General features: G+C 51.7%; 13 protein-coding genes. 10 read left to right on the top strand and 3 right to left on the bottom strand.

Translation table 11 applies throughout. The features are described 5' to 3' along the window. Position 1: 1 nt before the first annotated feature. A complete protein-coding gene (ptsP, locus tag CKV66_RS02885; protein WP_085363322.1) occupies positions 2-1,768 on the top strand; it encodes a phosphoenolpyruvate--protein phosphotransferase in 1,767 nt (588 codons plus the stop codon). A gap of 126 nt (positions 1,769-1,894) precedes the next feature. On the opposite strand, the gene CKV66_RS12455 is transcribed toward ptsP, so the two are convergent. From CKV66_RS12455 to CKV66_RS02870, 3 genes are all read right to left on the bottom strand, one after another. Continuing rightward, the gene (locus tag CKV66_RS12455) at positions 1,895-2,053 is read right to left on the bottom strand and encodes a lipoprotein signal peptidase (RefSeq protein WP_085363321.1); all 159 of its coding nucleotides are present in this window, start codon (positions 2,051-2,053) and stop codon (positions 1,895-1,897) included. A gap of 18 nt (positions 2,054-2,071) precedes the next feature. Then, positions 2,072-2,524: a universal stress protein gene (locus CKV66_RS02875; RefSeq protein WP_085355635.1), complete on the bottom strand. Its 453-nt coding sequence runs from the start codon at positions 2,522-2,524 to the stop codon at positions 2,072-2,074. 373 nt (positions 2,525-2,897) lie between these two features. Next, positions 2,898-3,167: an oxidative damage protection protein gene (locus CKV66_RS02870; protein WP_054599549.1), complete on the bottom strand. Its 270-nt coding sequence runs from the start codon at positions 3,165-3,167 to the stop codon at positions 2,898-2,900. A 237-nt stretch (positions 3,168-3,404) separates the two neighbouring features. Between CKV66_RS02870 and CKV66_RS02865 the strand changes: the two genes are divergently transcribed. The 9 genes from CKV66_RS02865 to coaD all read left to right on the top strand — a co-directional run bounded on the left by CKV66_RS02865 (position 3,405) and on the right by coaD (position 12,780). Next, positions 3,405-4,157: a Nif3-like dinuclear metal center hexameric protein gene (locus CKV66_RS02865; RefSeq protein ID WP_085363320.1), complete on the top strand. Its 753-nt coding sequence runs from the start codon at positions 3,405-3,407 to the stop codon at positions 4,155-4,157. Between the two features lie 122 nt (positions 4,158-4,279). Continuing rightward, the gene (gene petA, locus CKV66_RS02860; protein WP_085363319.1) at positions 4,280-4,864 is read left to right on the top strand and encodes a ubiquinol-cytochrome c reductase iron-sulfur subunit; all 585 of its coding nucleotides are present in this window, start codon (positions 4,280-4,282) and stop codon (positions 4,862-4,864) included. Between the two features lie 11 nt (positions 4,865-4,875). Further along, on the top strand, positions 4,876-6,225 hold the full coding sequence (locus CKV66_RS02855; protein WP_085363318.1) for a cytochrome b: 1,350 nt from the start codon (positions 4,876-4,878) through the stop codon (positions 6,223-6,225). 14 nt (positions 6,226-6,239) lie between these two features. Then, a complete protein-coding gene (locus CKV66_RS02850; RefSeq protein ID WP_169709792.1) occupies positions 6,240-7,028 on the top strand; it encodes a cytochrome c1 in 789 nt (262 codons plus the stop codon). Positions 7,029-7,282: 254 nt separating this feature from the next. Then, positions 7,283-7,846 (top strand): nucleotide exchange factor GrpE, encoded by a 564-nt coding sequence (grpE, locus tag CKV66_RS02845; RefSeq protein ID WP_085363316.1) that lies wholly within the window; start codon positions 7,283-7,285, stop codon positions 7,844-7,846. A gap of 248 nt (positions 7,847-8,094) precedes the next feature. Then, the gene (gene dnaK / locus CKV66_RS02840; RefSeq protein ID WP_085355639.1) at positions 8,095-10,026 is read left to right on the top strand and encodes a molecular chaperone DnaK; all 1,932 of its coding nucleotides are present in this window, start codon (positions 8,095-8,097) and stop codon (positions 10,024-10,026) included. Positions 10,027-10,422: 396 nt separating this feature from the next. Beyond that, entirely contained in the window at positions 10,423-11,328 is a 906-nt protein-coding gene (gene menA / locus CKV66_RS02835; RefSeq protein ID WP_085363315.1) for a 1,4-dihydroxy-2-naphthoate octaprenyltransferase, read from the top strand. 126 nt (positions 11,329-11,454) lie between these two features. Beyond that, positions 11,455-12,144, top strand: a complete 690-nt coding sequence (locus tag CKV66_RS02830) for a Bax inhibitor-1 family protein (RefSeq protein ID WP_085363314.1) — start codon at positions 11,455-11,457, stop codon at positions 12,142-12,144. 123 nt (positions 12,145-12,267) lie between these two features. Then, the gene (coaD, locus tag CKV66_RS02825; RefSeq protein ID WP_054599541.1) at positions 12,268-12,780 is read left to right on the top strand and encodes a pantetheine-phosphate adenylyltransferase; all 513 of its coding nucleotides are present in this window, start codon (positions 12,268-12,270) and stop codon (positions 12,778-12,780) included. Positions 12,781-12,796: the final 16 nt, after the last annotated feature.

The following is a 12,796-nucleotide window of genomic DNA, read 5'->3' as shown; positions in this document are numbered from 1 at the left end:
TATGTCCATCGTATTGCACGGCGTCAGCGCAGGCAAAGGCATTGCCATCGGCCGCGCCCACCTGATTACACGCGGCATGGACGAAGTGCCGCAGTATGACTTGGATGAAACGGAAGTTGCAGCGGAAACCGCCCGCTTCGATGCCGCCGTTAAAGCCACCCGCAAAGAGCTGGAGCAGCTGCGCAGCGCCATTCCCGAAAACGCCCCCACCGAATTGGGCGCATTCATTTCGCTGCACCTGATGCTACTCACCGACGTTACCCTGTCGCGCGAACCGGTAGATATTATCGAAGAGCAGCATATCAACGCCGAATGGGCATTGAAACTGCAAACCGACAAACTGGCCGCCCAGTTCGACGAAATCGACGACGCCTACCTGCGCGCCCGCAAGCAAGACATGCTGCAAGTGGTAGAGCGCCTGCACAACAATCTGGCCGGACAAGGCAACGAATTAACGCTCGACACCACCGACCTTTTGGAAGACACCGTATTGGTGGCGCACGACATTTCCCCCGCCGACACCGTCTTTTTCAAAGAACAGCGCGTAACCGCGTTCGTTACCGACGCCGGCGGCTCCACCAGCCACACCGCCATTCTCGGCCGCAGCCTCAACATCCCTTCCGTTATCGGCCTGCACAACGCCCGCAAGCTCATCAGCGAAAACGAATGGGTGGTGGTGGACGGCATCAACGGCGTACTCATCATCAACCCCGATGAAACCGTACTGGCCGAATATCGCGCCCGTGCCCGCGAATACCGCGCCCGCACCCGCGAACTCAACAAAATCAAAAAAACCGCCGCCACCACCGAAGACGGCATCAACATCGAACTGCTCGCCAATATCGAATCCGCCGACGACATCAAATCGGTACACAATATGGGCGCAGACGGCGTCGGCCTGTTCCGCAGCGAGTTTCTCTACCTCAACCGCGACACCATGCCGTCTGAAAAAGAGCAATACGAGGTGTACAGCCATTTCGTGAAAAAGCTCAAAGGCAAAAACCTGACCATCCGCACCGTTGACTTGGGCGTCGATAAAAACCCGCGCTGGTTCGGCCAAAACAGCTCGCCCAACGGCAGCACCAACCCCGCGCTCGGCCTCACCGGCATCCGCCTGTGTTTGGCAGAACCCGTGATGTTCCGCACCCAAATGCGCGCCATCCTCCGCGCCGCCGTGCACGGCCCCGTGAAAATGATGTGGCCGATGATCGCTTCGATTTCCGAATTGAAGCAGTGCTTAGTCCATCTCGAAACCGCACAAAAACAACTGATCGAACGCGACGAACCCTTTGGCGAAGTCTCCGTCGGCTGCATGATTGAAATCCCCTCCGCCGCGCTCACCGTCGGCAGTCTGCTCAAGCACGTCGATTTCATCTCCATCGGCACCAACGACTTGATCCAATACACTTTATCGGTTGACCGCGGCGACGATGCCGTCAGCTATCTCTACCAACCCGGCCACCCCGCCGTGCTCAAACTCATCCAGCACGTTATCCGCACCGCCAACCGCATGGGCAAAACCGTGTCGGTGTGCGGCGAAATGGCCGGCGACACCACCTTCACCCGCCTGCTGCTCGGCATGGGCTTGCGCCGTTTTTCCATGAACACCAACAACTTGCTGTCGGTAAAAGACATCGTACTGCACAGCAATACGATGGATCTGGAAAACGAAACCGCCCGCCTGATGCGCAACGAAGACCCTGAAAAAGTCGAAAAACTTTTGAAAAACATGAATAAAGAAGAAGAGCCGGAAAATCTTGCCAAATAGAGGCCAATTAGCTCACAGCCGTTTTGAGGCCGTCTGAAAAAAGGCGACAACAGGCAAGCATACAAAAACAACGGGCGGATCAATCATCCGCCCGTTTTCACATGCCAAATTCCAAGCAAACCGCTTTTAAAAAAAGCCAAAATCCGGCTGAGACCTTTGCAAAACTCTCAGATGTGGATGCAGTTCAAGGCGTAGCAGCACAGCGAGTGCAGACATATCGTATAGATAGGCAAACGAGCGAGCAGCGCGCAACGCAGAAATGCGCCGCAGATGAGAGTTTTGCAAAGGTCTCCGGCTGCTTCATCAATCTTCGTCTTTACGCCGCACCAGCAACACCGGAATATCCGACTTACGCACCACGCCTTCGGCAACCGAACCCATCAACAAGTGCATCAAGCCCGAAAAGCCGTGCGTGCCCATCGCAATCAAGTCGCAACGCTCTATGCCGGCCTGCTCAATCAGCAGATCGGCAATCTTATCGCCCGCACTTTCCATAATCAGGGCATCATGCTCCACGCCCAGCCCGTCCAGCTCTTGCTTGGCACGCTCCAACACTTTCACCCCCGCTTCTTCCACCGCCTTGCGCACGGCAGCGGCATCGGTATATCCCGGCGCACCCCAATTGAATTGACCCAAGTCCACCACATGCACAGCCAACACGACTGCACCAAGCTGCTTGGCCAGTTTGCCCGCTTCTTTCAAAGCATACAAAGAAGCCGTACTGTCATCTACGGGAACCATAATACGTTGATACATCGCTAACCTCCTCGGATTGTGGAAAAACGCTGTTGTTTTGCGGCATGAAACCTTTATAACATACAGACCTGCGCCAAGCATTTAAGTTGCGCCGTTTTTGCTTTATTTATTGTTTTGTATCAAATCTGCAAAAGTCTGTTCAAACCTGCTTTCCAAGCGGTTTTTCAAAGCAGGGCAACCTGAAACTTTGCGCCAAAATACAGGGAAGTGCCAGCCACAGCAGAGCGAGCGCAGACATATCATATGGGCAAGCACACAGCGCAAAAATCCGCAGGTAGATAGGTTTTTATAAAAGTCTCAGGCCGTCTGAATACAACAAAAGCCGTACCGAACATACGTTCAGACGGCCTTTCGGATACTTCTACCGCAAACATTATTCTTGCGGCACATAACCCTGCACTTGATCGGCACCCTCGCCGAAAAAATAGTTTTCCATCTGCTGCGCCAAATACTCGCGAGCGCGCGGGTCGGCCAAGCTCAAACGGTTTTCATTGATCAACATCGTTTGATGGCGCGTCCAAGCGTCCCAAGCTTCTTGCGACACATTTTCAAAAATACGCTTACCCAACGCATTGGGCAGCGGAGCAAATTTCATACCGGGGGCTTCCTTGCCCAACTTGATGCAGTGAACCATACGGGTCATGTCGGCTTCCTTTATTAAAATAATGTTTCAGACGGCCTCGATTGTAGCCGAGCAAGATAGGTTTGTATATTGCATCCGCGCCGCAGCACCCAAAACGACGTCCACCCAAATTACGGTAAAATACACACCTAAAACCTGACCAAACCAACGCACCCCTTACCCGTTAAAACCTATCAAACACCCATCAACAAACAACACCGCTTCAAATACCGACGCAATACATAAAGGAACACCGCCATGGCAAACACCCGCCGCGCCATCCTAAACTGGTGCGATGAAACCCTGCAAACCGCCCTCTTCAAAGACTACGCCCCCAACGGCCTGCAAGTCGAAGGGCGCAGCGACATCCGCAAAATCGTTACCGCCGTCACCGCCAGCCGAGCCGCCTGCGACTACGCCGTCAGCCAGCAAGCAGACATGCTGCTGGTGCATCACGGCATGTTTTGGAAAAGCGAACCCCTTACCATTACCGGTTGGAAAAAAGACCGCATCGCCACCCTGCTCAAACACGAAATCAACATGGCAGGCTACCATCTGCCGCTCGACGCCCACCCCGTACTCGGCAACAACGCCCAACTCGCCTCACGCATGGGCTGGACGCTCGACAAACAGTTTGGCGAACAAAACCTACTCAATGCAGGCCGTCTGAAAACACCCAAAACACTCGGCGAACTCAATGCCGAACTCCATCAAAAACTCGGTCGGGTGCCCGTTGCCGTCGGCGAAGAAACCCGCGTGATAGAAAACATCGTCTGGTGCACGGGCGGCGCACAAGGATTTTTTCAGACGGCCATAGACGAAGGCGCCGACGTTTACATCACCGGCGAAATTTCAGAAGCACAGTTCCATCTTGCCAACGAAACCGGCACCGCCTTCATCAGCGCCGGACACCACGCCACCGAGCGTTACGGCATCCAAGCCCTCGGCGAAGCCATACAAGCGCAATTCGGTATCGAAACCGTATTTTTTGACGAACAAAACCCCGCATAAAATCAAAAAACACTCCAAAATTTTTACCTTATTTTAAATAACGCTTTAAGTATCCCTATAAAATCAGGTAGAATTAAAGAGTTTAATGGCTCGGTATTCCCCTTAATTAGGATGACTGAATAATGGAAAATCAAGAAATCAATCAAAGCCGCCGCCGCTTTCTGACGCTGGCGACCGCCGGTGCAGGCGGAGTGGCCGCTTTAGGCGTTGCCACCCCGTTTCTTGCCAGCTTTTTCCCTTCCGAAAAAGCCAAGGCAGCCGGTGCGCCCGTTGAAGTGGACGTCAGCAAAATCGAGGCCGGTCAGCTGGTTACCGCCGAATGGCAAGGCAAACCCATTTGGGTGCTGAACCGCACGGAGCAGCAGCAAAAAGACCTCGCATCACTCAACAACGCGGTGGCCGACCCCAAATCCGAAGTAGAACAGCAGCCCGAATACTGCAAAAACGAAATGCGCTCCATCAAGCCCAATATTTTTGTAGCCATCGGTATCTGTACACACTTGGGCTGCTCACCAACCTTCCGTCCCGACGTGGCACCTGCCGACTTGGGTTCAGACTGGAAAGGCGGCTTCTTCTGCCCGTGCCACGGTTCCAAATTCGACTTGGCAGGCCGTGTGTTTAAAGGCGTTCCCGCCCCGACCAACCTGATTATTCCGCCCTACAAATACCTGAGCGACACCACCATTCTGGTAGGCGACGACAAATAAAGGGACTTATCATGGCAAACCAAACCAATAATGAAAATAAATCATTGTTAGGCTGGGTAGACGCACGTTTCCCTTTGTCTAAAATGATGAAAGAGCACGTAACCGAGTATTACGCGCCCAAAAACTTCAACTTCTGGTATTTCTTCGGTTCGCTGGCCATGCTCGTGCTGGTCATTCAAATCGTCAGCGGTATCTTCCTGACCATGAACTACAAGCCCGACGGCAACCTGAATTCATACCACCTTCCCGCAGCCTTTACCGCCGTGGAATACATCATGCGCGACGTATCGGGCGGCTGGATCATCCGCTACATGCACTCTACCGGTGCATCTATGTTCTTCGTGGTGGTCTATCTGCACATGTTCCGCGGCCTGATTTACGGTTCTTTCAAGAAACCGCGCGAATTGGTATGGGTATTCGGCTCATTGATTTTCTTGGCTTTGATGGCCGAAGCATTTATGGGCTACCTGTTGCCGTGGGGTCAAATGTCGTTCTGGGGTGCGCAGGTAATTATTAACCTGTTTGCCGCCATTCCCGTAATCGGTCCTGATTTGTCTACTTGGATTCGAGGCGACTTCAACGTATCCGACGTTACCTTGAACCGTTTCTTCGCTCTGCACGTTATCGCCGTACCTCTGGTATTGGTAGGCTTAGTTGTTGCCCACTTGATTGCTTTGCATGAAGTAGGCTCTAACAACCCCGACGGCGTAGAAATCAAGAAACTGAAAGACGAAAACGGCATTCCTTTAGACGGTATTCCGTTCCATCCTTACTACACCGTTAAAGACATCTTGGGCGTAGTGGTATTCCTGATCGTATTCTCAGCCATCATGTTCTTCGCACCCGAAGGCGGCGGCTACTTCTTGGAAGCACCGAACTTTGACCCGGCCAACCCGCTGAAAACGCCTGCACACATTGCGCCGGTATGGTATTTCACACCGTTCTACGCTATTTTGCGCGCGATTCCTTCGTTCTTCGGCACACAGGTTTGGGGCGTACTCGGCATGGGCGCAGCGGTTGTATTGATTGCCTTGCTGCCGTGGCTTGACCGCTCTCCGGTGAAATCCATCCGCTACCGCGGCCCAATTTTCAAAACCATGTTGGTATTGTTCATCATTTCCTTCATCGGCTTGGGTATTTTGGGTGCATTGGTAGCCACCGACACCCGCACCATCGTAGCTCGTATTCTGTCTTTCATTTACTTTGCATTCTTCTTGGGTATGCCGTTCTACACCAAAATGGACAAAGACCGCCCTGTTCCGGAGCGTGTCACCATGGGCACCGGCAAACAAAAACTGATGTTCTTTGTTTACGTGGCGATTACCGTGGTAGGTGCATACTTGTTTGCAACCAACATTTAATGAGGGCAGTGAAAATGAACAAAACACTGAAAAACTGGTTCGCTGCCTTATTGCTGGCAGCACCGATCAGTATGGCCGCAGCAGCAGGCGGTGGCGGCCACTATGAAAAAGTAGACATTGATTTGCGCGACCAAGTCAGCCTGCAACGCGGTGCCCAAATCTTTACCAACTACTGCTTATCGTGCCACTCTGCTACCGGCATGCGCTTTAACCGTTTGCAAGATATCGGCTTGAGCGAAGAGGAAATCAAGAAAAACTTGATGTTTACTACCGACAAAGTCGGCGACGTGATGCAGTCGGCCATGAATCCTAAAGACGGCGCAAAATGGTTTGGTGCTGAACCGCCCGATTTGACCCTGATTGCCCGTTCACGTGGTGCCGATTACCTGTATGCCTACATGCGCGGCTTCTATAAAGACCCTACCCGTCCTACCGGTTGGAACAACACTGTGTTTGATAAAGTAGGTATGCCGCATCCTCTGTGGCAACATCAGGGCGTTCAAGCCGTTGAGCTGGATGCAAAAGGCCAACCCGTTATGGTTAAAGACGAACATGGCAACATGGTACCTAAACTGTATTGGGAATCTACCGGCCTGCAAACCCGCCGCTTGGCTAACGGCAAAGTCATCACCAAAGAATACGATGAATATGCCCGCGACTTGGTAAACTACTTGGTTTACATGGGAGAACCTGCCCAGTTGCAACGTAAACGTACCGGCTACATCGTGATGATTTTCTTGCTGGCTGTGATGTTGCCGTTGGCTTACTTCCTGAAAAAAGAATACTGGAAAGACGTTCATTAATCTCTTTCCTGAAAATGAAAAGGCAAAACCTGTTGGTTTTGCTTTTTTTTGTTTCCTCCCTGCAATCAAGATTCACAACATAAACTATTCAAACCACAACCCGACATCTCAAAAAACAGAAAAATCCCGGTTTATCAACAGCAGTTTCTCCACAAAAAATTTTTCCAACCATTTTGCTTCTCACGGCTTGAATAAGCTTTCAGACGGCCTTATATAAAGCATCATTCACATCTTATCTATACAGGATAACCGACATGAGCGAACACAACCCCGTCACAGAAACAGAAGAAGCAGTAGAATCGGTTGAAACCATTGAAACCGAGCAAACAGAAGAAGTTCAGGAAAAGCCTTCTTATGAAGACTTAGAAGCCAAAATTGCCGAACTTGAAAACACACTCAAAGACGAACAACTGCGCGGCTTGGCTAATGAGCAAAACCTGCGCCGCCGCCACCAGGAAGAGATTCAAGCCACGCATAAATTTGCAGGCCAGAAATTTGCCTCCGAAATGCTGCCGGTTAAAGATTTCTTGGAAATGGCATTGCTTGACCAAAGCGGCAACTTTGAAGCACTCAAAATGGGCGTTCAAATGACCTTAAATGAGCTGAACAAAGCCTTTGAACACACCCAAATCACAGAAATCAACCCGCAACCCGGCGACAAACTCGATCCCCACCACCATCAAGCCATGCAGATGGTGGAAAGCGAACAAGAACCGAATACCATTGTGAGTGTTATGAAAAAAGGCTACCAACTTGCCGACCGCGTGTTGCGCCCCGCCATGGTTACGGTTGCCCAAAATCAAGGCAACGAGAACTGATTATTTGCATGGCACATGTTTTCAGACGGCCTGCATCAATACAGGCCGTCTGAAAACATTATCTGTGGATAAGTAAATCAAGCACTTGAATTAAAAATAATTATTCAGTCAAAAAAATTAAACGGCAACACTTGAAAAGTAAAAAATCCGCCTTATTTACGAATCCGACAGGGGAAAGATTCCCCACCAAGTTTAAGTTTCAAACATCATTCTATTTGAATTGAAAAAATTTCTAAGGAGCAAAACATATGGCAAAAGTAATCGGTATCGACTTAGGTACAACCAACTCATGTTTGGCTATTTCTGAAAACGGCCAAACCAAAGTAATCGAAAACGCCGAAGGCGCACGCACCACACCGTCTATCATCGCCTACCTCGACGGCGGCGAAATTTTGGTCGGCGCACCCGCCAAACGCCAAGCCGTTACCAACCCGAAAAACACCATTTATGCCGCCAAACGTTTGATCGGCCATAAATTCGAAGACAAAGAAGTACAAAAAGACATCGACCTGATGCCTTTCGAAATCGTCAAAGCCGCCAACGGCGACGCATGGGTGAAAGCGCAAGGCAAAGAATTGTCTCCGCCCCAAGTTTCCGCCGAAGTATTGCGCAAAATGAAACAAGCCGCCGAAGCCTACTTGGGCGAGCCGGTAACCGAAGCCGTGATTACCGTACCGGCCTACTTTAACGACAGCCAACGCCAAGCCACCAAAGATGCCGGCCGCATCGCAGGTTTGGACGTAAAACGCATCATCAACGAGCCGACTGCCGCAGCCTTGGCTTTCGGTATGGACAAAAACACCACCGGCGACCGCAAAATTGCCGTTTACGACTTGGGCGGCGGTACATTCGATATTTCCATCATCGAAATCGCTGATGTGGACGGTGAAAAACAATTCGAAGTATTGGCCACCAACGGCGACACTTTCTTGGGCGGTGAAGACTTCGACCAACGCCTGATCGACTACATCATCGCCGAGTTCAAAAAAGAACAAGGCATCGATCTGAAACAAGACGTGATGGCATTGCAACGCCTGAAAGAAGCGGCCGAAAAAGCCAAAATCGAATTGTCCAGCGGCCAACAAACCGAAGTTAACCTGCCGTACATCACCATGGATGCCACCGGCCCGAAACACTTGGCAATGAAAATCACCCGTGCCAAATTCGAGAGCTTGGTTGAAGACCTGATCGAACGCTCTATCGAGCCTTGCCGCGTAGCCGTAAAAGATGCCGGCTTGAGCGTGGGCGACATCGACGACGTGATTTTGGTGGGCGGTCAAAGCCGTATGCCGAAAGTGCAAGAAGCCGTTAAAGCCTTCTTCGGCAAAGAACCGCGTAAAGACGTAAACCCCGACGAAGCCGTGGCTTTGGGCGCAGCGATCCAAGGCGAAGTATTGGGCGGCGGCCGCAGCGACGTATTGCTGCTCGACGTAACCCCGTTGTCGCTCGGTATCGAAACCATGGGCGGTGTGATGACCAAACTCATCAACAAAAACACCACCATTCCGACCAAAGCGTCGCAAGTGTTCTCAACTGCCGAAGACAACCAAAGCGCAGTAACCATCCATGTGCTGCAAGGCGAACGCGAGCGCGCTTCTGCCAACAAATCGCTGGGTAACTTCAACTTGGGCGACATCGCACCGGCACCGCGCGGCATGCCGCAAATCGAAGTAACCTTCGATATTGACGCCAACGGTATCCTGCATGTGTCTGCCAAAGACAAAGGCACCGGCAAAGAAGCGAAAATTACCATCCAAGGTTCTTCGGGTTTGAGCGAGGAAGAAATCGAACGCATGGTAAAAGACGCCGAAGCCAATGCCGAAGAGGATAAAAAACTGACCGAACTCGTATCTTCACGCAACCAAGCCGAAGCTCTGATTCACTCAGTGAAAAAATCATTGGGCGAATACGGCGACAAACTGGATGCAGACGAAAAAGCGAAAATCGAAGATGCTTTGAAAGCCGCAGAAGAAGCCGTTAAAGGCGACGACAAAGCCGACATCGACGCTAAAGCCGAAGCATTGGGTGCAGCCAGCCAAAAACTGGGTGAAATGGTTTATGCACAAGCGCAAGCTGAAGCCAACGGTGAGGCAGCCGGCCAACAAGCCGACAGCGGTGCCAAAGGCAACGACGATGTAGTGGATGCCGAGTTTGAAGAAGTGAAAGACAAAAAAGACTAACCTGCTCACGAGCCGTTTTCAGACGGCCTGATCAGAAGCAAAGGACGCTGTTTCAGCGTCCTTTTTTGTTACCTGTTTAAACTAAAAAACAAACCAATACTGCTCAATCACTGCCCAAAACTACCTAAAAAATCAATTTCCCAGATTGACCGCAAGCCTCAAACCGTTTAGATAACACACGGAATTGATTTTACAGAATCACCCTCCAGCCCCTTCAATCGCTTGCACACCATATTCTTTAAGTTAATCAAATCAATGCCGTCTGAAAATTCAGCCGCGTAACCATCTGCCACAATGCCTCATTTCGCTGAGCTGCATCCCTATCCGGTTATCATTCAGACGGCCTCGTCATATAATACCCACCTTTAACATTCCCAAACACATTACCACCATCACATGGCTTTCAAACACTGGCTCGCCGCCGCCCGTCCTCGTACCTTGCCGCTGGCCGCTGCGTCTGCATTATGCGGCGGTGTGCTTGCCGCCCTAAATCAGCAAAGCAATCCGCCGGTTTTGGTGTTATGTATGATTACCGCCGTCGCCCTGCAAATATTCAGCAACTTCGCCAACGATTACGGCGATGCCTGCAACGGTGCCGACTCATGCCTGCGCAAAGGGCCGAAACGTATGGTCAGCTCAGGAAACATCAGCCGTAATGCCATGAAGCGCGGGTTAACCGTGTCGGCGCTGATCTGCTGCCTGTGCGGCCTTGCTTTGTTGGCAGCCGCCCTACCCTCTATCGGCATGGGCGGGCTGCACAATTGGATGTTGTGGCTGCTGCTGGGTGCGGCAGCCATCACAGCGGCTTTTTCCTATACCGCAGGCAAAAAGCCTTACGGCTATATCGGTTTGGGCGACCTTTCCGTTATGGTGTTTTTCGGGTGGGTGGGCGTATTGGGTAGCGAATATCTGCAAACAGGCCGTCTGAATGCCTGGTCGTGGCTGCCTGCTACCGCGCTCGGTTTGTGGTGTGCCATGGTGTTGAACATCAACAATATGCGCGACATCGACAGCGATGCGGCCGCAGGCAAAACCACCGTCGCCGTGCGCTTGGGGCTGCGCCGCGCCAAACTGTATCACACCGCTTTGCTGGCTGCGGCGGGGCTGATGTGGTGGGGTTGGCTGCCGCAATATTTCAACGCGGCGGCAGCAGGCCGTCTGAATGCTTTTCTACTGGCGGCATCATTCATCCACTTGTATTTTCTTAAAAAAGCCCAATCTTGCACGCAGCTCGACAAGCTGCTGCCGCAATGGAGCATCACGATTTTGCTGTGGGTGTTGTTTTTGTGGGCGCATGTTTGACATTTGAGACTTTTGCACCGGCATTCGAACCGCCGGTAATAATTTTCAGCAAAAAGCTTTGATTTGCTGTTAAAATCGATTTTCATTCATTTTTTACACACATTCCTCAAATAGGGAGCAAACGCCATGCAAAACGACGTTTACGATTACACCCAAACCGCCGGCGCGGTGCAGAAAAATACCGTGCTGCGCAAAACCTACGGCCTGCTCGGTCTTTCTTTCATTCCTTGCGCGGCGGGCGCATTTTTGAGCAGCCAAATGGGCTTCAACTTATACGCCATGTTCGGCAACCGCTGGATCGCGTTCGGCGTGGTGCTGGCCTTTTTCTACGGCATGTGCTTCATGATTGAGAAGAACCGTTACAGCAATGTGGGTGCTACCCTGCTGATGGTGTTCACTTTCGATATGGGCGTGCTGATCAGCCCGCTGCTGCAATACAGCCTGAGCTTCAGCAACGGTGCGAAAATCGTCGGCCTTGCCGCCGCCATGACCGCCGCCGTGTTCTTTACCATGGCCGCGATGGCGCGCCGTACCAAAGCCGACATGAATTCGCTCGGCCGCTTCTTGGTGGTGGGTGCGGTTGTGCTGATGGTGGCGGTTGTTGCCAATATGTTCCTGCAAATTCCTGCGCTGGGCTTAACCATTTCCGCCGGTTTTGTGATTTTCAGCTCGCTGATGATTATGTGGCAGGTTCGTACCGTGATTGACGGCGGCGAAACCAGCCACATCAGCGCGGCATTAACCATCTTCATTTCCATCTACAACATTTTCAGCAGCCTGCTCAACATTCTGCTGTCTTTAGGTGGCGAAGATTAATTGAAGCCGATTCAAAGCCAAAGGCCGTCTGAAAACTTTTCAGACGGCCTTTGGCTTTGACATTCACGGTATCAGGCTTTATCCTGCCAGCCGTACATTCCATCCTGTTTCTATCTTTTCGACATGACTACACGCCCAATCCGCCGCGCGGTGTATGCCGGCAGTTTCGACCCGCCCACCAACGGCCATTTATGGATGATCAGCCGCGCCCAAGCCATGTTTGACGAACTGATCATCGCCATCGGCGTCAACCCCGAAAAACGCAGCACCTACACCGTTGAAGAACGGCGCGAAATGTTGGAAGCAATCACGAGCGAATTTCCGAATGTGAAAGTTACCGTATTCGGCAACCGCTTTTTGGTCGATTACGCCGACAGCATCGGTGCGCGTTTTGTGATCCGCGGCATCCGCACCGCCTCAGATTACGAATACGAGCGCTCGATGCGCTACATCAACAGCGACCTGCAACCCGACATCACCACCGTGATTCTGATGCCGCCGCGCGAATTTGCCGAAGTGTCGTCCACCATGGTCAAAGGCTTGGTCGGCCCCGAAGGCTGGCGCGACATGGTTCGCCGCTATCTGCCCGAACCTGTGTACCGCAAGATTTTGAAAGACCACGAAAACGGCGATTGATGCGCTCGTTTACCAT

It is taken from the genome of Neisseria zoodegmatis (genome assembly GCF_900187305.1).
GTDB classification, from domain to species: Bacteria; Pseudomonadota; Gammaproteobacteria; order Burkholderiales; family Neisseriaceae; genus Neisseria; species Neisseria zoodegmatis.
The sequence above is the reverse complement of the archived record's forward strand: the minus strand, read 5'-3'. Positions and strand labels throughout refer to the sequence as shown.